This window comes from Nonomuraea sp. NPDC049750, from assembly GCF_040659625.1.
Lineage (GTDB): Bacteria > Actinomycetota > Actinomycetes > Streptosporangiales > Streptosporangiaceae > Nonomuraea.
The window spans coordinates 257,029-277,464 of record NZ_JBFANB010000006.1 but is presented as its reverse complement, the minus strand read 5'-3'; the positions used below and the strand labels follow the sequence as shown (position 1 = coordinate 277,464).

At 70.7% G+C, this 20,436-nt stretch carries 24 protein-coding genes; 14 read left to right on the top strand and 10 right to left on the bottom strand.

Features of this window, described 5'->3' with window-relative positions:
• The first annotated feature begins 105 nt into the window (after positions 1–105).
• Positions 106–564: a MarR family transcriptional regulator gene (locus AB0J16_RS19330; protein ID WP_358540905.1), complete on the top strand. Its 459-nt coding sequence runs from the start codon at positions 106–108 to the stop codon at positions 562–564.
• Between the two features lie 11 nt (positions 565–575).
• Here the strand turns inward: AB0J16_RS19330 and AB0J16_RS19325 are convergent, their stop codons facing one another.
• Genes AB0J16_RS19325 through AB0J16_RS19315 form a run of 3 tightly spaced genes read right to left on the bottom strand, consistent with a single transcriptional unit; the run spans position 576 to position 2,443 of the window.
• Positions 576–788 (bottom strand): hypothetical protein, encoded by a 213-nt coding sequence (locus AB0J16_RS19325; RefSeq protein ID WP_358540901.1) that lies wholly within the window; start codon positions 786–788, stop codon positions 576–578.
• A 39-nt stretch (positions 789–827) separates the two neighbouring features.
• Positions 828–1,442: a LysE family translocator gene (locus tag AB0J16_RS19320; RefSeq protein ID WP_358540898.1), complete on the bottom strand. Its 615-nt coding sequence runs from the start codon at positions 1,440–1,442 to the stop codon at positions 828–830.
• A gap of 29 nt (positions 1,443–1,471) precedes the next feature.
• On the bottom strand, positions 1,472–2,443 hold the full coding sequence (locus tag AB0J16_RS19315) for a YafY family protein (RefSeq protein ID WP_358540895.1): 972 nt from the start codon (positions 2,441–2,443) through the stop codon (positions 1,472–1,474).
• Between AB0J16_RS19315 and AB0J16_RS19310 the strand changes: the two genes are divergently transcribed.
• Positions 2,442–3,248 carry a DeoR/GlpR family DNA-binding transcription regulator gene (locus AB0J16_RS19310; RefSeq protein WP_358540893.1) on the top strand — a complete coding sequence of 269 codons (807 nt, stop codon included), beginning with the start codon at positions 2,442–2,444 and terminating at the stop codon, positions 3,246–3,248. The genes AB0J16_RS19315 and AB0J16_RS19310 overlap by 2 nt on opposite strands.
• Before the next feature lie 85 nt (positions 3,249–3,333).
• Positions 3,334–4,482, top strand: coding sequence for an MFS transporter (locus tag AB0J16_RS19305; protein WP_358540890.1), 1,149 nt, complete (start codon positions 3,334–3,336; stop codon positions 4,480–4,482).
• Positions 4,483–4,744: 262 nt separating this feature from the next.
• Here the strand turns inward: AB0J16_RS19305 and AB0J16_RS19300 are convergent, their stop codons facing one another.
• From AB0J16_RS19300 to AB0J16_RS19290, 3 genes are all read right to left on the bottom strand, one after another.
• The gene (locus AB0J16_RS19300; protein WP_358540888.1) at positions 4,745–5,506 is read right to left on the bottom strand and encodes a TSUP family transporter; all 762 of its coding nucleotides are present in this window, start codon (positions 5,504–5,506) and stop codon (positions 4,745–4,747) included.
• A 445-nt stretch (positions 5,507–5,951) separates the two neighbouring features.
• Positions 5,952–6,569 (bottom strand): ATP-dependent Clp protease proteolytic subunit, encoded by a 618-nt coding sequence (locus AB0J16_RS19295; protein ID WP_358540885.1) that lies wholly within the window; start codon positions 6,567–6,569, stop codon positions 5,952–5,954.
• A 1-nt stretch (position 6,570) separates the two neighbouring features.
• Positions 6,571–7,134, bottom strand: a complete 564-nt coding sequence (locus tag AB0J16_RS19290; protein ID WP_358540882.1) for an ATP-dependent Clp protease proteolytic subunit — start codon at positions 7,132–7,134, stop codon at positions 6,571–6,573.
• Between the two features lie 137 nt (positions 7,135–7,271).
• Between AB0J16_RS19290 and AB0J16_RS19285 the strand changes: the two genes are divergently transcribed.
• Entirely contained in the window at positions 7,272–8,588 is a 1,317-nt protein-coding gene (locus tag AB0J16_RS19285; RefSeq protein ID WP_358540879.1) for a histidine kinase, read from the top strand.
• 70 nt (positions 8,589–8,658) lie between these two features.
• Entirely contained in the window at positions 8,659–9,309 is a 651-nt protein-coding gene (locus AB0J16_RS19280; RefSeq protein WP_358541420.1) for a response regulator transcription factor, read from the top strand.
• Positions 9,310–9,328: 19 nt separating this feature from the next.
• Here AB0J16_RS19280 and AB0J16_RS19275 read toward each other — a convergent pair whose 3' ends face one another.
• From AB0J16_RS19275 to AB0J16_RS19265, 3 genes are all read right to left on the bottom strand, one after another.
• Entirely contained in the window at positions 9,329–9,790 is a 462-nt protein-coding gene (locus AB0J16_RS19275) for a DUF2268 domain-containing putative Zn-dependent protease (protein ID WP_358541417.1), read from the bottom strand.
• Positions 9,791–9,853: 63 nt separating this feature from the next.
• On the bottom strand, positions 9,854–11,083 hold the full coding sequence (locus tag AB0J16_RS19270) for a transposase (RefSeq protein WP_358540877.1): 1,230 nt from the start codon (positions 11,081–11,083) through the stop codon (positions 9,854–9,856).
• Between the two features lie 263 nt (positions 11,084–11,346).
• The gene (locus AB0J16_RS19265) at positions 11,347–12,114 is read right to left on the bottom strand and encodes a hypothetical protein (RefSeq protein ID WP_358540874.1); all 768 of its coding nucleotides are present in this window, start codon (positions 12,112–12,114) and stop codon (positions 11,347–11,349) included.
• 54 nt (positions 12,115–12,168) lie between these two features.
• Here AB0J16_RS19265 and AB0J16_RS19260 point away from each other — a divergent pair, with 54 nt between their 5' ends.
• The 7 genes from AB0J16_RS19260 (at position 12,169) to AB0J16_RS19230 (ending at position 18,598) form a co-directional block, all read left to right on the top strand.
• The gene (locus AB0J16_RS19260) at positions 12,169–13,170 is read left to right on the top strand and encodes a MoxR family ATPase (protein ID WP_358540871.1); all 1,002 of its coding nucleotides are present in this window, start codon (positions 12,169–12,171) and stop codon (positions 13,168–13,170) included.
• Positions 13,171–13,213: 43 nt separating this feature from the next.
• A complete protein-coding gene (locus AB0J16_RS19255) occupies positions 13,214–14,149 on the top strand; it encodes a DUF58 domain-containing protein (protein WP_357951815.1) in 936 nt (311 codons plus the stop codon).
• Between the two features lie 69 nt (positions 14,150–14,218).
• Positions 14,219–15,166, top strand: a complete 948-nt coding sequence (locus tag AB0J16_RS19250) for a VWA domain-containing protein (protein ID WP_358540869.1) — start codon at positions 14,219–14,221, stop codon at positions 15,164–15,166.
• 11 nt (positions 15,167–15,177) lie between these two features.
• Complete coding sequence (locus AB0J16_RS19245; RefSeq protein WP_358540866.1) at positions 15,178–15,768, top strand: methyltransferase; 591 nt, start codon at positions 15,178–15,180, stop codon at positions 15,766–15,768.
• Entirely contained in the window at positions 15,765–16,304 is a 540-nt protein-coding gene (locus AB0J16_RS19240; protein WP_358186117.1) for a TrmH family RNA methyltransferase, read from the top strand. The genes AB0J16_RS19245 and AB0J16_RS19240 overlap by 4 nt, the downstream gene beginning before the upstream one ends.
• A gap of 39 nt (positions 16,305–16,343) precedes the next feature.
• On the top strand, positions 16,344–17,141 hold the full coding sequence (locus AB0J16_RS19235; protein ID WP_358541414.1) for a glycerophosphodiester phosphodiesterase family protein: 798 nt from the start codon (positions 16,344–16,346) through the stop codon (positions 17,139–17,141).
• Positions 17,142–17,155: 14 nt separating this feature from the next.
• Positions 17,156–18,598 (top strand): MFS transporter, encoded by a 1,443-nt coding sequence (locus tag AB0J16_RS19230; protein WP_358540863.1) that lies wholly within the window; start codon positions 17,156–17,158, stop codon positions 18,596–18,598.
• A gap of 30 nt (positions 18,599–18,628) precedes the next feature.
• Here AB0J16_RS19230 and AB0J16_RS19225 read toward each other — a convergent pair whose 3' ends face one another.
• Complete coding sequence (locus AB0J16_RS19225; protein WP_358540861.1) at positions 18,629–19,177, bottom strand: helix-turn-helix domain-containing protein; 549 nt, start codon at positions 19,175–19,177, stop codon at positions 18,629–18,631.
• 33 nt (positions 19,178–19,210) lie between these two features.
• On the opposite strand from AB0J16_RS19225, the gene AB0J16_RS19220 reads away from it, so the two are divergent.
• On the top strand, positions 19,211–19,723 hold the full coding sequence (locus AB0J16_RS19220) for a nuclear transport factor 2 family protein (RefSeq protein WP_358540858.1): 513 nt from the start codon (positions 19,211–19,213) through the stop codon (positions 19,721–19,723).
• Positions 19,724–19,790: 67 nt separating this feature from the next.
• Positions 19,791–20,435, top strand: a complete 645-nt coding sequence (locus tag AB0J16_RS19215) for a hypothetical protein (RefSeq protein WP_358540855.1) — start codon at positions 19,791–19,793, stop codon at positions 20,433–20,435.
• Position 20,436 lies beyond the last annotated feature (1 nt).

The window sequence follows — 20,436 nt, the reverse complement described above, 5'->3', positions numbered from 1 at the left end:
CGATCGTGCGGCCCTGACGCCGACAGCGCTGTCCCCGACCTCGTCAGATCGCTCGCGCGCCTCGCCGGAAGCTTCGCCCGTTTGTGAAGCCCGTAGAATCCGCCTGTGAGTCGTGACGAGGAGGCCGTGCGCCACACGGTCGAGCGGATGGCGCGGATCTTCTCCGACTGGGGCTTGCCGCCCATGGCCGCGCGGGTGCTGTTCACGATGATGGCGGCCGAGGAGCGGACGCTGACGGCCGCCGAGCTCGGCGAGCGGCTCGGCGTCAGCCCGGCCGCCATCTCCGGCGCGGTGCGTCTGCTCACGCAGATGCACCTGGTCGTGCGCGAGCCGGTGCCCGGATCCCGCCGCGACGTCTACCGCCTGCCCGACGACGCCTGGTACGAGCTCACGCTGACCAAGATGCCGATCTTCCGGCAGATCACCGGCGAGGTGTCGGCCGCGGTCGAGGCGGTCGGCGGCGACGACACCGCGGCCGGCGCGAACCTGGCCAGAATGCGCGACTACTTCGAGTTCGTGGAGCGGGAGTTGCCCCAGCTCCTCGACAAATGGCGCGCACGCTGAAGAGCCGAACGCTAGCCCCTGCCGTACTTCTTGTGCACGGCCTGCTTGCTCACCCCGATCGCGTTGGCGATCTGCGCCCATGGCAGCCCGGCCACCCTGGCCCGGCGCACCTGAACCGCCTCCATGCGCTCGAGTTCGTGCCGCAACGCGGTGGTGGCCTGCAGTGCCAGCAGTGGGTCCTCGTCCTGCGCCTGTCGCATCAGCGTCGCCAGGTCGTTCGTCATTCCCTTAACGTAATCCCCTTAACGTCGTCCTGCGGCCCGTCATCGCGAATCCAGGACGAGCCTCAGGCCGAGGCCGATGAGGACGACGCCGGAGATCTGCTCCAGCCGCCGCCTGACCGCCGGGCGGCCCAGAAACGCCTTGGCCTTGGCGACGGTCCAGATGAGCAGGCCGTACCAGAGCAGGTCTACGAGCACCCAGACGACGGCGAGCGTGACCAGGGTGAGCGGGACGTTCTGCCCGCGCGGCACGAACTGCGGCAGGAACGACATCGCGAACACCGCCGCCTTCGGATTGGCCAGACAGGTCCCGAATCCGGCCAGGAACGACCTGCGCCGCCCGCTGACCGCGTCCACCTCGACCGGCGGCGCGTCCTTGCGGCGGGCCTGCCAGAGCGACTGCGCGCCCATCACGACCAGCAGGACCGCGCCCGCGACGCGCATCACGTCGTAGGCCACCTGCGAGGCCAGCACCAGCGCCGACAGGCCGAACGCGGCGGCCAGCCCCCAGATCAGGATGCCGGCCTCGTTGCCGAGAGTGGCGGCCAGGCCGGAGCCGCGCCCGGCCCGCAGGGTCTGTCTGAGAATGATCGCGGTGCTGACCCCGGGAACCATCGCCACCAAGATGCACGCGCCAACGAATGCGATGAGATACATGTGGGGCATCGTGGCAGAATCGCCAGGATTCAGCCGTAGATTTTTCCGAGCTCCGCGATCGCCTCGGCCATCAGCGCGCGCAGTTCGGGGGGTCCCAGCACCTCGACGCTCGCCCCGAGCCGCAGCAGCAGCCAGCGGGCGTGCGTGAGCGACTCGATCGGTACGGTGAGCGTGCGCCAGCCCTCCGCGTCGGGCTCGCCGCCCTCGGCCAAGGCGGCGGTGACGACGTCGTTGCCCATCGTGTACGCGAGCAGGCTGTCTGTGCCGGGAGCGACCTTGATGACGGCCTCGGCGGTGTACATGCGCTCACGGAACTCGCGCGAATAGTCCTGCCAGAAATCACCTAGGTCGAAGCCCTCGTGCCGGTCGAACCCGCCGGGCAGGGTCTCCAGCGTCAGGATGCGCGCCACCCGATAGGTGCGCGGCGTCTGCCCGTCGGGGGCGGCGATCAGGTACCAGGAGCCGCCCTTGAGCACGAGCCCATAGGGGTTCACCTCCCGCTCGACGTCCTGTTGGCCCCAGCGCCGGTAGGTCATCCGCAGCCGCCGCTGCTCCCAGACCGCCGCGGCCACCTCGCTGAGGTGCGGCACGTCGTCGGCGTCGCGGTACCAGCCGGGTACGTCCATCAGGAAGCGCTCGCGCATCCGGGAGGCGTGCGAGCGCGGCTCGGGCGGCAGCGCGGCCAGCAGTTTCAGCTCCGCGCTCGCCACCACCTCCGACAGCCCCAGCTCGGCCGCGGGCCCGGGAAGACCGGCCAGGAACAGCGACGACGCCTCCTCTGCCGTCAGCCCGGTCAGCCGGGTGCGGTAGCCGTCGAGCAGTTGGTAGCCGCCCGCCGGGCCGCGATCGGCGTAGACCGGAACCCCGGCGGCCGACAGCGCCTCGACGTCGCGATAGACGGTCCTGACCGACACCTCCAGCTCCGCGGCCAGGTCGGTGGCGGTCATCCGGCCACGCGCCTGCAAGAGCAGCAGGAGGGAGAGCAGACGGCTGGCGCGCATGACCCCATTGTATTGCGCACATTATTCGTGTTTGTATGAACACATGGAACGTGTGATGTCCATCATGAACGCTCTCCGCACCCACGACAGCGTCTCGGTCGCCGAACTGGCCGCCGAGCACGGCGTGTCGGAGATGACGATCCGCCGCGATCTGGACGAGCTGGCCCAGCAGGGCGTACTCCGCCGAGTCAGAGGCGGCGCTCTGTCGCTGCTGCTGCGCGGCGAGGAGCCGCCGTTCGGCGTGCGGGAGCGCGAGGCGGTCGAGACCAAGCAGCGGATCGGCGCCGAGGTGGCCGGGCTGATCGCCGACGGCGAGGCGGTGCTGCTCGATGGCGGCACGACCGCGCTGGAAGTGGCGCGCGCGCTGCTGGACCGCCGGCTCACCGTGCTGCCGCTGGCGCTCCAGTCGGTGTCACTGCTGGCCGCGGCGCCGCGCGTACGTCTGGTGCTGCCCGGCGGAGAGGTACGGCAGGGCGAGCTGAACTTCATGGGCCCCCTGACCGAGACCTCCATCAAGGCCCTGCGCTTCGACACGGCGGTGATCGGCTGCTGCGGCCTGTCCGCCGAGCACGGGCTGACCGCCCACGACCTGCCCGAGGTGGCCGTCAAGCAGGCCGCCATCGCCGCCGCCAGACGGGTGATCGTGGCGTGCGACTCGGGCAAGTTCGCCAGGACGGCGTTCGGCGCGGTCTGCCCTATCTCGCGGCTCGACGTGGTGGTGACCGACGACGGCATTCCGCGCGAGCAGCACGACGCCCTGACGGCCGCCGGGGTCGCCGTCCGTCTCGTCCAGGAGTCCCAGTGAAGCGTTCCCGGGTCGCCGTTCGTCTCGCTCAGGAGTCGCCGTTGAACCGCGCCCGAGTCACCGTCCGTCTCGCTCAGGAGTCGCCGTGAGCCGCGCGCGGGTCGCCGTTTATTTGCTGTTCTTTCTCGCCGGGGCCGCCGTGGGCACCTGGACGGCCCGGATTCCGGCCATCAAGGAGAACCTCGGGCTGAGCGACGGGCGGCTGAGCCTGGCGCTGCTGGCCATCGCCGCCGGAGCGGTGGTGGGCATGCAGGCGGTCGGCCGCCTCGTCGACCGCTACGGCAGCAGCCGCGTCATGATCCCGGCGGCGCTGCTCCAGGGAGTCGTGCTCGTCCTGCCCGCCTACGCCGCGAACCTGGGCACGCTGGCCGCGGCGCTGTTCGGGTTCGGCGTGGTGCACGGGGTGCTGGACGTCTCGATGAACGCCAACGCGGTGGAGGTGGAACGCGCCTGGGGACGGCCGATCATGTCGTCCTTCCACGCGGTGTTCAGCATCGGCGGGTTCGCCGGCGCCGCGGCCGGCGGGCTGTTCGCGCACCTGGCGCTCTCCCCCACCGTCACGTTCCTGTCCGTCGGGGCGGTGATCGCGCTGCTGGCCGCGTGGGCGGCGGCCTGGGCGCTACGCTCCCGCCCCGCTCCGGTGATCTCGGCCGACGGGGTACGCCCGGGGCTGCCCAAGGGCATCCTCTTCCTCGGCGTACTGGCGTTCTGCTGCCTGGTGGGCGAGGGCGCGGCGGCCGACTGGAGCTCGGTCTACCTGCGGGAGGACCTGGCCGCGTCCGCGGGGTTCGCGGCGGCGGGATATGCGGCGTTCTCCATCATGATGACGGCCGGGCGCCTGGCCGGGGACCGGCTGGCCGCCCGCTTCGGGCCGGTGGCGCTGGTGCGCGGGTGCGGGCTGCTGGCCGCCGCCGGGCTAGGACTGGCCCTGACGATCGGGCATCCGGTGGCGGCGGTGGCCGGGTTCGGGTGCTTCGGGGCGGGATTGTCGTGCATCGTGCCGCAGGTGTTCTCCGCCGCCGGGCATCGTGACCCGGCGTTCGCGGGGCGAGCGCTGGCGAGGGTGGCGAGCATCGGCTATCTGGGGTTCCTGTCCGGGCCGGTGCTCATCGGGGGCATCGCCGAACTCTCCGGGCTGCCGCGGGCGCTGGCCGTGCCGGCGCTACTGGCCGCGTTCGTGGCGCTGGCCGCGACCGCGCTACGCACTCGTACGACCGAGCCGGTCGGGTCCTAGCCGGACACGCTCTAACAGGTCCTAACCGGCCGGGTCGAGTCGGAACCGGGGTCCGGGCCCGGTCGGATCGGGACCGCTCGGGACTCCCGGGGGGTCCGGAGGTCCCGGAGGCCCGGAGGTCTCGGAGGTCTCGCGGCCCCGAGGTTCCTGAGCATCGGAGGTCTCGCGGCCCCGAGGTCCCGGGGTCCCGGAGGTCGTGAGGTCCCGGGGTCCCGGAGGTCGTGAGGTCCCGGAGGTCGTGAGGTCCGGGACCGGTCGGGGGCTAGCCGAACTGCTGCCAGCCCAGCCTGATCACCATGGCCACCACCACGCACAGGAGCACGACGCGGACGAAGCCCGTGCCGCGCTTGAGCGCCATGCGGGCGCCCAACTGCGCGCCCGCCACGTTGCAGACGGCCATCCCCAGGCCCAGCCCCCACAGCAGGTGCCCCTGCCAGCCGAACACGAACAGCGCGCCCAGGTTGGTCCCGGTATTGATGATCTTCGCCGAGGCGGAGGCCGACACGAAGTCGAGGCCGAGGATCGTGGTGAACGCGATGATCAGGAACGTCCCCGTACCCGGCCCCATGATGCCGTCGTAGAAGGCGATGCCCACGCCCGCGATCACCACGGCCGCCACGACACGGCCGTTCGTCCGCAAATGGGGCTGCGGCACCGAGCCCATCGCCGGACGCAGCGTCACGAAGGCGGCCACGCCGATCAGCACCACCATCACGGCGGGGCGCAGCACCTCCGCCGAGATCGCGGCCGCGGCCATGGCGCCCAGCCCGGCGCTGACCACGGCCAGCCCCACGCCGGGCAGCGCGACCGCCCGATCCAGCTTCGTGGTGCGCGCGTAGGTCACGGCGGCCGAGGCGGTGCCGAAGACGGAGGAGAGCTTGTTGGTGGCCATCGCTTGTACGGGCGGTATACCCGTCACCATCACCGCGGGCAGCTGCACCAGCCCGCCACCGCCCACGACGGCGTCGACCCAGCCCGCGCACAGGGCAGCCGCCAACACCAACACCACATGCTCCAGCGGCACGCCACTCCCCCGATTTCCCCCGAGAACCGCCAGAAGCGTATATGTCCTGCTTTCGCAGTCAGTCAGGTGGGATGCCCCTTTGGTCCCGAAGGGCTCGGGGCGGCCGCTACACACCAGGCTCAAAGCAGGCCGCCCCGCATATCCTCGCCCTCACCCGGCGCCCTCACTCTCGCCCGGCGCCCTCACCCGGCGCCCTCACCCTCGCCGGGCGCCCGGCGAGCGGCTTGTCGGTGGCCGCGTCCGCGCTTCAGCGTCCGCGTCCGCGCTTCAGCGGGCGCGGCTGACAGCTGGCGCGGCTGACAGCGGCCACCTCCGCCCTTCAGCCAGAGACCGTCGGTGGCCGCGTCCGCACTTCACGCATCCGCACTTCAGCAGGCAACCGCCAGCGGCCGGCGGCCACTTTCGTGCTTCAGCGAGCGTGGCTGCCAGCGTCCGGTTGCACCCTTCAGCGGGTGGTGGTCAGCGTCCGTTTCCGGGAGGCGTAGATGTCGTCGATCAATTGATAGGAGCGTGCCTGCTCGGCCGTGAAGATCCGGTCGCGCTCGATGTCCTTCCTGATCTCCAGCTCCGTCCTGCCCGTGTGCCGGGCCAGCATGGCCTCCTGCTGGTCGCGCATGCGCAGGATCTCCCTGGCGTGGATCTCCATGTCGCTCGACTGACCCCGGCCGCCCTCGGTGGCGGGCTGGTGCAGCAGGATGCGGGCGTGCGGCAGGGCGGCGCGCTTGCCGGGCGTGCCCGCCGCCAGCAGGACCGCGGCGGCCGAGGAGGCCTCGCCGATGCAGACGGTGTGGATCTCCGGCCGGACGAACTGCATCGTGTCGTAGATCGCCGTCATGGCGGTGAAAGAGCCGCCCGGCGAGTTGATGTACATGTTGATGTCCTGGTCGGGGTCGAGCGACTCCAGCGTCAGCAATTGCGCCATCACGTCGTTGGCGCTGGTGTCGTCGATCGGCGTGCCCACGAAGATGACCCGATCCTCGAACAGCTTGTTGTACGGGTTCATCTCCTTCATGCCGTAAGAGGTGCGCTCGGTGAACGAGGGCAGCACGTAACGTCCGCTCATGTCAGTTCATCCCCTCGGCCAGGTGGTCGACGAATCCGTATTCGAGCGCCTCCTGCGCGGTGAACCAGCGGTCGCGGTCGGAGTCGGCCTGGATCTGCTCCAGCGGCCGGCCGGTGTGCTGGGCGATGATCTCGGCCAGCCTGCGCTTGGTGTAGAGCAGGCTCTCCGCCTGGATCTGGATGTCGGCGGCCGAGCCGCCGATGCCGCCGAGCGGCTGGTGCATGACGATCCGCGCGTTGGGCAGCGCGTAGCGCTTGCCGGGGGCGCCGGCGCACAGCAGCAGCTGCCCCATGGAGGCGGCGAAGCCCATCGCGACCGTCGCGACGTCGCACGGGACGAACTGCATCATGTCGTAAAGAGCCATACCCGCGGTCACCGATCCGCCGGGCGAATTGATGTAAAGCGTTATGTCCCGATTCGGGTCCTCAGCCGCCAGCAAAAGAAGCTCGCCGCACAGCCGATTGCATATCTCGTCGTCGACCTCCTGGCCGAGAACAAGTATGCGCTCCTTCAGCAGGCGCTGGCTCACCTGGTCAGGCCAGGCCGCGCGCTGGGTCTCCGTCATGGAATCGCCTTTCTCTCGAACTATTCAACGACGCTAGACCCGGACCGCCGGAATTCCAGCTCCTTTTCGCTGGGGGCGCATTTCTCTAAAGGCGCATTCCACCGAGAGCGAATAACCATCGACATACAATCGCGAGTGTGAGATGGAACCTGCCCCGGCGATGGGCGTGCCTGATCCTCGGCGGCGCGCTGCTGATGCCGTACATGATGGCCGGGGTCCTGACGTCGGGCCTGCTCCAGGGCCAGTCGGCCAATATTTACCTGCCCGCCCAGCTCGGGGTGTTCGTGGCGGTGCTGCCGGTGGTGGCGCTGACCGGGCTGTTCCTGCCGGTACGGGCGCTGGAGGTGAGCGCCGCTCAAGGGCTGCTCGGCGTCGGCGTGGAGACGCCGCCCAGGCAGGCGCGCCGCTCGTGGGAGGAACGGTGGCGCACGACCGCCTGGTACACCCTTCATCTGGGAGTCGGCGGCGTGGCGAGCGGGTTCACGCTGGCCGGGATTCCGTTCACGGTCTTCACCTTCGCGGTGCCGTTCGCCGGCGGGCCCGCGCGCCTGCTGGGGTTCGACGTCGAGCCGGGCTGGGCAGCACTGGGCTGGCCCCTGCTCGGGCTGGCCGTGCTGGGCGCGGTGGTGCTGGTGGCGGCCGGTGGGGGCGCTCTGCTGGCCCGGCTGGCCCCCGCGCTGCTCGGCCCCACCCCGGGCGAACGACTGGCCGCGGCCGAGCGTCAGGCCCGTACGCTGGCCGAGCGCAACCGCCTGGCGCGCGAACTGCACGACTCCGTCGGCCACGCCCTGAGCGTCGTCACCCTCCAGGCCGCCGCGGCCGGGCGGGTGCTCGACCGCGACCCGGAGACGGCCAGGACGGCCCTGGCGGCCATCGAGCAGTCGGCCCGCGCCGCCCTGGACGACCTCGACCACGTCCTCGGCGTCCTGCGCGAGGGCTCCCCGCCCCCGGAGGCCGGGCCGCCGCAGGCGACGCTGGCCGATCTCGGCGACCTCGCCACCGCCACCGGCGCCGACGTGCGCCCCGAGGTGGGCGACCTGACCGGCGTGCCCGCCGTGGTCTCCAGGGAGGCCTACCGGATCGTCCAGGAGGCGCTGACCAACGCCATCAAACACGGTCAGGGGCCGGTACGCCTGGCCGTCGCCGTACAGGACGACGACCTGAGACTGGAGATCACCAACAGGACCGCCGCGAACGGCGCCCGGTCGGGTGGCCGGCCAGACGCACAGACCAAACAGACCCACCAGTCAAGCGCGCAGCCCAAGCGGCCAGGCGTCGAACCGGACGGCCGGACAGCCACCGGGCCCGACGCAGAACCCGGCGGCCGGTCGGGTGGTCGCGGTGTGACCGGTATGGGGGAGCGTGTCCGCCTGCTGCGCGGCGACCTGGAGGCGGGACCGGTGGAGGGCGGCTGGCGCGTGTCCGTCCGGCTGCCGCTACGGTCGGCTTCATGACATCCACGGTCGGTTCCGCGACACCCCCATGGTCGGCACCGCTACGGTCGACGCCCAGGCGGTCGAGTTCATGACGCTCAAGGTCGTGATCGCCGACGACGAGGACCTCATCCGGGCCGGTCTGCGCGTCATCATCGACGCCGAGCCGGGGCTGAGTGTGGTCGGCGAGGCCGGTGACGGTGCCGCGGTGGTGCCCGTGGTGCGCCGCGAGCGGCCCGACGTGGTCCTGATGGACGTACGCATGCCCGCCGTCGACGGCATCCAGGCCACCCGGCGCCTGATGGCCATGGACGAGGCGCCCAAGGTGCTGGTGGTCACCACGTTCGAGAACGACGACTACGTCTACGAGGCGTTGCGGGCGGGCGCCAGCGGGTTCCTGCTCAAGCGGACCAGGCCCGACGAGCTGGTCCACGCGATCAAGCTGGTGGCGGCCGGGGAGTCGCTGCTGTTCCCGGCGGCGATCCGGACGCTGGCCGGCCGTCAGTCCCCCGCCGCCCGGCCCGCCTCGGTGCCTGGCATCGGGCGGCTGACGGGCCGCGAGGGTGACGTGCTGCGGCTGATGACCAGGGGGCTGTCCAACGGCGAGATCGCCGCCGAGCTGGTCGTCAGCCAGGAGACCGTCAAGACGCATGTCGGCAACGTGCTCACGAAGCTGGGCGCGCGAGACCGCACCCAGGCCGTGATCGCCGCTTACGAGTCGGGCTTCGTCTCACCCCGCTGAGACCAAAGCCTCAGCTCGATCAAGCCTCGCCCCGCCGTACGAGCTGCGACAGCGGCAGTGCCGTGCTCTCCGCGACCGTCATCCCGGTGACGGCCAGGTGCGCGTCCACCAGCCGCAACCCAACCGCATATCCGGCCATGTCGGGAATGCCGCGAGGCTCCTGCCCGAATCGCGCCACGGTGGTGTCCCCCAGCACGTACGCGGACGTGAGGTGCATCCCCTCCAGATCGAAGTCGGCCATGATCTTCTCGTAGGCCCGCTCCAGCTCCTCGCCGCTGACCATTGACGACCACGGCCCCATGGCCTCGGCCCCCGACAGCTCCCGTACGAACGCCTCCGCCAGCCCTTCGGAGATCACGTGCTCCCCCACCGTCGGATGCCACGGCACGTTGGTGTAGCGCGCCTGGTGGTGGAGCTCGTGGACGGCGCAGTGCGCGATCCTGCCGATGATCTCCTCCGACGGCCAGCCGAGCAGGTACAGCAGGCTAGGAGAGCTGCGGCTACTCCTGCAACTCGGCCATGGGCGCGTGCGTGTCTTGAACGATCAACTACCACCGGGTGAATCCGGTGGTTTGCTCTCGCGGTCCCGTCTGGCGGAAGGGAGGCCGGTAGCGTGTGGCTGGTTGATGGCAGCCCAGCCCGCTATGCCGCGTGTGGCGATGTTGCGGGCCGCGATGTGGTCGGCGTGCCCAGCGAGGCCACACCTTTGGCAGACGAACCGGCCCCGCGCCGGCCGGTTCGCCCTGGACACGTACCCGCATTCGGGACACGTCTGCGAGGTGTAGGCGGGGTCGACCAGTAGGAAGGCGATCCCGGCGCGGGCGGTCTTGTAGCGGGTGAAGGTGATCTGCTGGGCGAACGTCCAGTTGTGCAGGGTGCGCCGCTGGAACCGATGAGCCCTTACCCGCCCGCGAATGCCCTGCAGATCCTCCAAGGCGACACCACGGCCGGTGCGTTCGGCTTCACGCACCACAAACGTCGAGATTTGGTGGTTGAGGTCCGTCATCATTAGGTGCTCACGACCGGACAGGCGGCGCAGCACCCGCCGCGCCGAAGCAGTGCCCTTCTTCTGCAGCCGTCGGCGTTGCCGGTGCCGCCGCTGTCGCAGGGTGCGGACGTGGCCGTTGCCGCCGACCGGCCCGGGCAGTGCGGGGCCGGGCAGCACCGCGCCGTCGGAGGTGACCGCCAGGTTCGCCACCCCTTGATCCACCCCCACAAATCCGTGAACCGGCTCACGCACCACCGGTGCAGGCAGGGTGAGCGCGACCTGCAACAGCCACACGCCGCGCCGGCAGATCAGATCGGCCTCACCGAGCGGCAGTGCCTCGATGGCTTTGAGGTCTTCCGGCCGGCCGGTGTAGGCGACGGTGACGCGGCCGGTGGGAGTCCACAGCGACACCGTCCGGGCATCACGGTTGAAGCTCATCAGCCGGGCGTCATAGGGGATAGCACCGTGCGGGCGGAAGATGTGGGCGCGTTTCTTGCTGGCGCGCCGGTTGGCGTAGGCGCCGGCGACCCTGGCGATCGCCCGCACGGCCGCTTGCGCGCCCAGCCCGGCCACCTGCCCGCGCACCTCGTAGTAGGCCAGCCGATGCAACTCCAGCACGGTGAAGACGCGATGCTGGAAGGCCAGCCGGGAGATGACGGTGGCCGCCTGATTGCACAACAGCACCGCCGCGGCCAGGGCGTCGGCCTGGGCCGGGGCGGGCGTGAGCCGGAGCTGCACGATCGAGGGCAGGCCGTGGCGTTTGGTGGCGGAGCGGCGGATCGCCATCGCGCACCTCCTGTCACAGCGTCCTCACCCACCGCACACATTACCGAACGTGACCGAGTCTTTCCATACTGTTTTCGAAAGGAGAGGTGGCGCTTCCTCCCGGCCCTGACGGACCGGGTCTCCGCGCCACCATTTAGATGAACTCCATGTCCACGGACGCTAGAACCTCACGCATCGTGAGACTCAAACCGAAAACCCGCGACCCGCGAGCCCGCGCGCCGCAAAGCAGTTCCCGGAAGGCACCATGACGACGGGCCGGGAGATCAGAGCGGCGAGCCGTCTCCCGTGTCCTCGCCGGGCGACGGCCCCGGCGTGCCCTGGCCGCTCTTGCTCGGCCCCGGCGTCTGGCTGGGCGTCGGCTGCTGCGGCTCCGGCGTGGCCGGCGTCGGGGGCGCCGTCGGTTGGAAGTTCGTCGGCGGCAGGGGCCTGGGCAGCGGCTCGGTGTCCTCCCTGCCCATGATCAGCAGCAACGCGATCACCGTACCGAGCAGCAACAGCACGGCCAGCGCCAGCGCGGCCATTAGCACCCGCCGGCGCGTCTCGGTGAGCGGGCGGCGGCCGCGCGGTTGGCCGGGCAGGGCGGGGGCGCGGTCGGTCAGCCAGTACGGCACGAAGTCCGGGCCGTGCGCCTGGCCGATGAGGGTGCCGCCGACCATCACCGGCTCCAGGAACCACTCGGCCCCCGGCCGGCCCGGCGTGTACGGCACCGCTACCCAGGGCGCCGTACCGGTCTCCATCGCCAGCACCTCCGGCGCGCCCTCCAGCACCGCGGCGCGCGTCTTGGTGGCCCGGCCGAGCCAGCCGCGCATGCCGGCGGGCGCGGCCTCGCGCATCACGGTCACGAACCGTTCGCGCGCGGCGGCGTCGAAGGCGGCGCCCCGGGTCAGCACGGCCAGGGAGACGGCGCGCCCGTCCGCCCCCTGCCCGAGGTAGACGAAACCGGCCGGCGCCGAGTGCAGGCGGGCCTGCACCACGAACGGCCCGAGCCGGGGCGGATCTCCGTACTGCAGCGGACTGGCCACGTTTGCCATGAAAGCACAGACCGGCGCCGTGCACGTTTGCGGGACGTTTGGTGGAATGGCGTCATGAGCGTCGCCGAAGATTTGCCAGACGAAACCGATGCGGCCGTGCTGCGTCAGACCCTTGACGAGGTCCGGCGGGTGATCGTCGGCCAGGACCACATGGTCGAGAGGCTGGTCGTCGCGTTGCTGGCCCGCGGTCACTGCCTGCTGGAAGGCGTGCCAGGCGTCGCCAAGACCCTCGCCGCCGCCACCTTGGCCACGGTGGTGGGCGGCACGTTCGCCCGGATCCAGTTCACTCCGGACCTGGTGCCGAGCGACATCGTCGGCACCCGCGTGTTCCATCCCTCCAACGAGAAGTTCGACGTCGAACTGGGTCCGGTGTTCGTCAACTTCCTGCTCGCCGACGAGATCAACCGGGCGCCCGCCAAGGTTCAGTCGGCGCTGCTGGAGGTGATGGCCGAGCGCCAGGTCACGCTGGCCGGGGTCACGCACCAGCTGCCCAAGCCGTTCATCGTGCTGGCCACACAGAATCCGATCGAGTCCGAAGGCGTCTACCCGCTGCCCGAGGTGCAGCGCGACCGGTTCCTGTTCCGCGTACGGGTGCCGCACCCGAGCGCGCACGAGGAGCTGGAGATCCTGCACCGCATGAGCGTCACCCCGCCGACGCCCGAGCGCGTGCTGGACCCCGCGCGGCTGATGGCGCTGCAGGAGGCGGCCGAGCAGATCTCGGTCCACCAGCTCGTCGCCGACTATGTCGTACGGCTGGTCATGTCCACCCGCTCGCCCGCCGAGTACGGGCTGGGCCAGCTGGCCGAGACCATCGAGATCGGCGTCAGCCCGCGCGCCACGCTCGGCCTGGTCTCCGCCGGGCGCGCGCTGGCCCTGCTGCGGGGCCGTGACTACCTGCTGCCCGACGATGTACGGGACGTGGCCGTCGACGTGATGTCGCACCGGCTGATGCTCACCTTCGACGCGCTGGCCGACGGCGTCGATCCCGAACAGGTCGTCCGGCAGATCCTGCACGCCGTACCGCCGCCCCTCGTCGTGTGGAACCAGAACCGATGACGGGAACGGAAGCAGCACCGATGACGCGGACGGAGCGCGGCTGATGAGGACGGCCGAGCAGGCGCTGCGGCGGCTGGAGCTGACGGTGACCCGGCGGCTCGACGGGCTGCTGCACGGCGCTCACCTGGGGCTGCTGCCGGGGACGGGCAGCGAGGCGGGCGACAGCCGCGTCTACGTGCCCGGCGAGGACGACGTGCGCCGGATGGACTGGGCGGTCACCGCCCGCACGACCGTGCCGCACGTCCGCGACCTGATCGCCGACCGCGAGCTGGAGACCTGGGCGCTGGCCGATCTGTCGCCCAGCATGGACTTCGGCACCGCCGAGAGCGACAAGCGCGACCTGGTGGTGGCCGCGGTGGGCGCGATCGGGTTCCTGTCCAGCCGGATGGGCGACCGGTTCGGGGCGCTGGTGCTGCACGACGAGTTCGTGCACCGGATGCCGGCGCGCACCGGGCGGCCCGCCCTGTACGGGCTGCTGCACTCGCTGATGGACGCGCCGCGCGGGCAGGCCGTACCCGACGCGCCCGACCTGGCGGAGGGCATCGACGTGCTGGCCGCCACCCGCAGGCGGCGCGGCATGCGGCTGATCGTGTCGGATTTCCTCGACGCCAAGCCCGAGCTCGACCCCGGCGCCGAGCGGCCCTGGGAGCGGCCGATCAAGCGATTGTCGGCCCGCCACCAGGTGCTGGCCGTGGAGATCATCGATCCGCGCGAGCTCGAACTCCCCGATGTGGGCCGGGTCGCGTTCGCCGACCCCGAGAGCGGGCACGTACGCGAAGTGCACCTTTCCCCTAAAGTACGCCGAGACTATGCCGAAGCGGCAGCACTGCAACGCGAAGGCACCAAGGCCGCACTGCGCCGCGCCGGTGTGGCGCACCTGGTGCTGCGGACCGACAGGGACTGGGTGTTCGACATCGCGCAGTTCGTCCTCCGCCAGCGGCGCATGACCCATCTCGCCCATCGGAGGGCACGTGCGTAGCGGGACCGCCATCGAACAGCGCGACAATGGGCCTATGCCGAAGGAGGCAGGCCGAAAGAAGGAGGCAGGGTGACCTTTCTGTCGCCGGCGTGGTTGTGGCTGTTCGCGGTGGTGGCACTGCTCGTGGTCGGATACGTCGTGGCGCAGTTCGCCAGGCGCCGCTACACCGTGCGCTTCACCAACCTCGCGCTGCTCGACCTGGTCGCGCCCGCGGGCCCCGGCTGGCGGCGGCACGTGGCGCCGCTGCTGTTCCTGGCCATGATGTCGCTCCTGGTCATCGGCGCGGCCAAGCCGGCCGACCAGGTGAAGGTGCCGCGCGACCGGGCCACCATCATGATCGCGCTGGACGTGTCGCTGTCGATGGACGCCGACGACGTCCAGCCCAACCGGATCAGCGCCGCCAAGGCCGCCGCCCAGGCCTTCGCCAGGGAGCTGCCCGACCGCTTCAACGTGGGCGTGGTCTCCTTCGCCCGCTCGGCCAACGTGGTCATCGCCCCCACCACCGACCACCAGGCCGTCGTGACCGCGATCGGCAACCTGACCACCCGGCCGGGCACCGCGATCGGCGAGGCGGTGTTCAACTCGCTCGACTCCGTACGATCCTTCGACCAGCAGGCCGCCACCGACCCGCCACCGGCCGCGATCGTGCTGCTGTCCGACGGCGACAACACCTCGGGCCGGGGCGTCAACGAGGCCATCGACGCCGCCCAGCAGGCACGGGTGCCGGTCTCCACGATCGCGTACGGCACGCAGGAGGGCACCGTCTCCATCGACGGCCGGCCGGTGAACGTGCCGGTCAACAAGCAGACCCTGCAGTCACTGTCCGACGGCACCAGCGGCCGGGCCTACGCCGCGGAGTCCGGCAGCGAGCTGCGTGACGTCTACGAGCAGATCGGCACCTCTCTCGGCTTCAAGCTGGTGGACCAGGAGGTCACCCAGTGGTTCATCGTGGCCGCCATGGTGGCCGGGCTGCTGGTGGCGGGTGCCGCGGTCCTGTTCGGTGCCCGGATCCCGTAACGTTTTGGCACGTGGCCCACTACTTCTCCGAACAGCCGCGGACCGCGAGCCGGCCGGGCTCCGTCGACCTGGTGCTGCCCGACCTGCACCTGCGATTGGAGACCGACCGGGGGGTGTTCTCGCCCGAGCGGGTCGATCTCGGCACCCGCGTGCTGCTGGAGAGCGTGCCGCCGCCGCCACAGGAGGGCGACCTGCTCGACCTGGGCTGCGGCTACGGCCCGATCGCGCTGACCATGGCCTCGCGGGCGCCCGACGCGAGCGTCTGGGCCGTCGACGTGAACCGGCGCAGCGTGGAGCTCACGGCGCGCAACGCCCAGGCCGCGCGCCTTGACAAAGTAAGGTCTGTGCATATCGACGAGGTACCCGATGACGTGAAATTTCGGGCTATCTGGTCTAATCCCGCTATCCGTATTGGCAAGCCCGCCCTGCACGAGATGCTCACCCGCTGGCTCACCCGGCTGACACCCGACGGCGTCGCCTACCTGGTCGTACAGAAGCACCTCGGCTCCGACTCGCTGCAGCGCTGGCTCGGCGAGCAGGGCTGGCAGGCCGACCGCGCGGCCTCCCGCGCCGCCTACCGAATCCTGAAGGTAACCCGATGAGAAGGCAGCTGCGCCCCACCGACGTCAAGCGGCTCAACCGCACCTGGCGCAGAAACACCTCGAACCGGCTGTCGCTGATCCTCGAGTCGGTCACCGGCCCGTTCAACGTCGGCTCGATCTTCCGCAGCGCCGCCGCGTTCGGCGTCGACCAGATCTGGCTCGCGGGCAACGCCACCCCGCCGACCAACCCGAAGGCGGGCAAGACGGCACTCGGCACCGAGCGGCTGGTCACCTGGCACGAGCCGGTCCCCGCCGTCGACGCGGTGAAGGCCGCCCGCGAGGACGGCTACTCCGTGCTGGCCATCGAGCTGACCGCCGAGGCCGTGCCGCTGCACCAGGCCGACCTGGGCCGCGACGTGTGCCTGGTGGTCGGCAGTGAGGACCACGGCTGCTCACCGGCCCTGCTCGACGCCGTCGACGGGGTCTGCTACATCCCGCAGGTCGGGCGGGTCGGCTCGTTCAACGTCTCGGTGGCCGCCGCCATCGCGCTGGCCGAGGCCCGGCGCCAGGAATGGCAGAATCTCCCTGATTCGTAACCTTATTTTTCACCCACGGAAGGCATACTTCAGGACGTGCTGAGCCGCCGCTTCGCGTTTCTCGATCATCCGGGCCCGCTGGCCTTCGCGCATCGCGGGGGCGCCGCCGAGGGCGCCGAGAACTCCGTCGCGGCCTTCGAGCAGGCCGTCCGGCTGGGCTATCGCTATCTGGAGACCGACGCGCACGCCACGGCCGACGGCGTGCTGCTCGCCTTCCACGACCACACCCTCGACCGGGTCACCGACCGGCGCGGCCGCATCTCGGAGCTGCCCTACAGCACGGTCAGGCAGGCGCGCATCGGGGGTGTGCACGAGATCCCGCTGCTGGAGGATCTGCTCGGCGGCTGGCCGGAGATCCGCTTCAACATCGACGTGAAGGAGGCCGCCGCGATCGCGCCGCTCGCCGAGGCGGTCCGGCGCACCGGGGCCTACGACCGGATCTGCCTGACCTCCTTCTCCGACGAGCGCCTGGTGCTGGCCAGGGCCGCGCTCGGCCGGGAGGTCTGCTCGGCGCTCGGCCCGCGCGGCGTCGCCGCGCTGCGCGCCGCCGCGTCCACCTCCGGCTACGGCCGGCTGCTGACCCGGCTCAAGCGCGCGGGCGTGCCCTGCGCGCAGGTGCCGGTGGGCTTCCGTGGCCTGCGCGTCACCACCGGCCGTCTCATCCGTACGGCGCACGCCATCGGCATGCAGGTGCACGTATGGACGATCAACGAGCCCGCCCGCATGGAGCACCTGCTCGACCTCGGCGTCGACGGTGTCATGACCGACAACGTCACCGGCCTGCGTGACGTGCTGGAGCGTCGCGGCCTGTGGCATCCGGGCCGCATGGCCGCATAGGAGCGACACGACACATGCCCGTACCCGCACCCCCCGCGGCTCCCGACGACACCGCCGACTCCCCGTCGGCACGCAGGCGCGAACAACGCGGCTGGTACGTCTACGACTGGGCCAACTCCGCCTTCTACACCACGATCATCTCGGTCTTCCTCAGCCCGTACCTCATCTCGGTCGCCAGGACCGCGGCCTGCGCCAAGGACTTCCCCTCGGTCGCGGCCGCCACCTGCTCGACCGACTTCGACAAGCTGGCCGAGGCCAACCCGGGCCTGGGCTACGTGGACGTGCTGGGCGCCGACATCAGACCGGCCGCGTTCTTCGGGCTGACGCTGACCGTGGCCGTGCTGCTGCAGATCCTCTGCCTGCCGGTCGTGGGCGCGCTGGCCGACCACACCGGCCGCAAGAAGGAGATGCTCGGCGGCTTCGCCTACGTGGGCGCGCTGGCCACCGTGGGCCTGTACTTCCTCGAGGGCGACCGCTACATGCTGGGCGGGGTGCTGTTCATCCTGGCCAACCTGGCCTACGGCTCGTCCGTGGTGGTCTACGACTCCTTCCTGCCGCAGATCTCCACCGCCGAGGAACGCGACCGCGTCTCCTCGCGCGGCTGGGCGATCGGCTACCTGGGCGGCGGCGTGCTGCTCGCGCTCAACCTGGTCCTCTACCTCAAGCACGAGAGCTTCGGGCTGAACGAGGGCATGTCAGTGCGGATCAGCATGATGTCGGCGGGCCTGTGGTGGGCGATCTTCACGGTCGTCCCCCTGCTGAGGCTGCGCAACCGGCCGGTCGCGGCCCACGAGAGCACGGCGTTGCGCTCTGTCGGCGGTAGCTTCAAGCAGCTCGGCCGTACGCTGAGCGAGCTGCGCCAATATCCGCTGACGATGCTGTTCCTGGTGGCCTACCTCGTCTACAACGATGGCGTGCAGACCGTCATCGGCAACAGCTCGGCCTTCGCCTCCGAGGCGCTCAAGCTGAGCAAGGAGACGCAGATCAGCGCGATCCTCATGGTGCAGTTCGTGGCGTTCTTCGGCGCGCTGCTGATGGGCTGGCTGGCCCGCCGGTTCGGCACCAAGCACACGGTGCTGGGCAGCCTGGTGGTGTGGACGGTGATCGTCCTGGCCGCGTACTTCCTGCAGGAGAAGGCCGCCCTGCAGTTCTACCTGCTCGCGTTCGCCATCTCGATCGTGCTGGGCGGCACCCAGGCGCTGTCGCGCTCGCTGTTCTCGCTGGTGATCCCGAAGGGGCGGGAGGCCGAATACTTCAGCCTGCTGCAGATCAGCGACAAGGGGTCGGCGTTCATCGGCTCCCTGACGGTGACGATCGCGATCCAGCTCACCAACAGCTACCGGATCGCCATCATCTCGATGATCATTTTCTTCGTGATCGGCTTCGTCCTGCTGGCCATGGTCAACCTGCCGAAGGCCATCCGCGACGCGGGCAACGAGGTGCCGGCGCGAATCTGACGCCTGTCTTTCGGGGCCGCCTCGTCGTCTTTACGGGGCGGCCTCGTCGTGTCTGTCAGGGGCGAGCTCGTCGCGTCTGCCGGGGACGGCCTCGTCGCGTCTGCCGGGGGCGGCGAGGACCATCGTGCCGGGTCCCTGAGCGGCGCCGGGGCCGCCTACGGCCCGCACCGTGTCCGCGTCGGCCCGCCCTCCGCAGTGCGGGCACGTCACGACCGGCGTGAACTGCTCGCCGCAGGAGTGCACCAGCAGCGCGGGCGGCCCGCCGGGCGGGGTCGCCCAGCGGTCCCCCCACGCCATCAGCGTGAACAGCGCGGGCACGATGTCACGGCCCGCCTCGGTCAGCGTGTACGTGAAGCGCACCGGCCGTTCCTGATAGGGCCGCCGCTCCACCACCCCCGCCTCCACCAGGCGCTCCAGCCTCCGCGTCAGCAGGTTGCGCGAGATGCCCAGATCCTCCGCGAGGTCGTCGAACCGGCACACCCCCAGGAACAGATCCCGAAGGATCAACGGCGTCCACGGCTCGGCGACCACGCCGACGGCCTGAGCGATGGAGCAGTGCATCTCCCCGAACCTGTTCACGACCCCAGCATAGTGGGTTGATAAAGTGAACTCATGACAGTTCACATTCAGGACTCACCAGCCCGCGCCTACCGCGAAGCCGGTGAGGCGAAGAACGTCAACGCGATCATGTCCACCCTGGCGCCGGACGTGGTCTTCCACTCCCCCCTCAGCGCCACGGCGACCTTCCGCGGCCAGGAGCAGGTACGCGAGCTGTTCACCGCGGCGATGGGCGCCCTGTCCGACCTGCGCTACCACACGGACGTGGGCGACGAGCGAACCCGCGTGCTCGCCGCCACCGCCCGCCTGGGCCGCCAGGAGATCGAGGAGTCGGCCCTGCTGCACCTCGACGACCAGGGCCTGATCAAGGAGATCACCATGTGGATCAGGCCGCTGCCGGGCCTGACGGCCATGATGGCCGCCCTCGGCCCCGCCCTGGCCAGGGCGACGGGCAAGCCGGGCCTGCCGCTGCTGGTCGGCGCGGCCACGAAGCCGCTGGCCGCGATGACCCGCCTCGGCGACCGCACCCTCGTACCCCTGCTCGCCAAGCGAGAGCACCGCTCTTGACATCAACGCTCCAAAGAGAGAGCATTGCTCACACAAGAGAGCAATGCTCTTCCCCTTTGGAGTGACCATGAAAGCCCGGCTGACCTCTGCGGCTATCGCCGCCGGCGGTGTGCTGTTTTTCATCTACCCGGCTGTGCGGCCGTCCGGCGACGACGCGGCTGCGATGGCGTCGAACGCGTGGGTGTACGGTCACCTGGCGGCCATGATCGGCTTCATCCTCACCGGGCTGGCCGTCCTGGGACTGCACCAGGTGCTGGGCGACCGGCTGTCGCTGCGGGCGGCGGCGGTGACGTGGATCGGCGCGGGCCTCACCCTGCCCTACTACGGCGCCGAGGACTTCGGGCTGAACGCCATCGCCCGCCGGTCGCTGCGCGACCAGGCTCCGGCGCTGATGGAGCTGGCCGCGGAGTTCCGGTTCGGGCCGGTGGCGGTGACCATGTTCGCCGCCGGGCTCGCGCTGCTGGGCGTGGGGGCGGTCATGGCGGCGGTGGCCGTGTGGCGGTCCGGGACACTGGCCAGGTGGAGCGGGGTGCCGTTCGCGGTGGGGTTCGCGCTGTTCATCCCGCAGTTCTTCGGGCCGTACTCGCTGCGGATCGCGCACGGCGCGCTGCTCGCCGTCGGCGGCCTCTGGCTGGCCGTCGCGCTGTGGCGCGCACGATCCACGTCGCCGAGCTCCCCTGCCCGCACACCTGCGGCCGCCCATCGGCGATAGA

Excerpts from the sequence above, each read along its gene's own strand:
- AB0J16_RS19325 (WP_358540901.1), bottom strand. The coding sequence starts at position 788 with ATGACGAACGACCTGGCGACGCTGATGCGACAGGCGCAGGACGAGGAC.
- AB0J16_RS19320 (WP_358540898.1), bottom strand. The coding sequence starts at position 1,442 with ATGTATCTCATCGCATTCGTTGGCGCGTGCATCTTGGTGGCGATGGTT.
- AB0J16_RS19310 (WP_358540893.1), top strand. The coding sequence starts at position 2,442 with ATGACCCCATTGTATTGCGCACATTATTCGTGTTTGTATGAACACATG.
- AB0J16_RS19315 (WP_358540895.1), bottom strand. The coding sequence starts at position 2,443 with ATGCGCGCCAGCCGTCTGCTCTCCCTCCTGCTGCTCTTGCAGGCGCGT.
- AB0J16_RS19295 (WP_358540885.1), bottom strand. The coding sequence starts at position 6,569 with ATGAGCGGACGTTACGTGCTGCCCTCGTTCACCGAGCGCACCTCTTAC.
- AB0J16_RS19290 (WP_358540882.1), bottom strand. The coding sequence starts at position 7,134 with ATGACGGAGACCCAGCGCGCGGCCTGGCCTGACCAGGTGAGCCAGCGC.
- AB0J16_RS19280 (WP_358541420.1), top strand. The coding sequence starts at position 8,659 with ATGACGCTCAAGGTCGTGATCGCCGACGACGAGGACCTCATCCGGGCC.
- AB0J16_RS19270 (WP_358540877.1), bottom strand. The coding sequence starts at position 11,083 with ATGGCGATCCGCCGCTCCGCCACCAAACGCCACGGCCTGCCCTCGATC.
- AB0J16_RS19265 (WP_358540874.1), bottom strand. The coding sequence starts at position 12,114 with ATGGCAAACGTGGCCAGTCCGCTGCAGTACGGAGATCCGCCCCGGCTC.
- AB0J16_RS19260 (WP_358540871.1), top strand. The coding sequence starts at position 12,169 with ATGAGCGTCGCCGAAGATTTGCCAGACGAAACCGATGCGGCCGTGCTG.
- AB0J16_RS19255 (WP_357951815.1), top strand. The coding sequence starts at position 13,214 with ATGAGGACGGCCGAGCAGGCGCTGCGGCGGCTGGAGCTGACGGTGACC.
- AB0J16_RS19240 (WP_358186117.1), top strand. The coding sequence starts at position 15,765 with ATGAGAAGGCAGCTGCGCCCCACCGACGTCAAGCGGCTCAACCGCACC.
- AB0J16_RS19230 (WP_358540863.1), top strand. The coding sequence starts at position 17,156 with ATGCCCGTACCCGCACCCCCCGCGGCTCCCGACGACACCGCCGACTCC.
- AB0J16_RS19220 (WP_358540858.1), top strand. The coding sequence starts at position 19,211 with ATGACAGTTCACATTCAGGACTCACCAGCCCGCGCCTACCGCGAAGCC.
- AB0J16_RS19215 (WP_358540855.1), top strand. The coding sequence starts at position 19,791 with ATGAAAGCCCGGCTGACCTCTGCGGCTATCGCCGCCGGCGGTGTGCTG.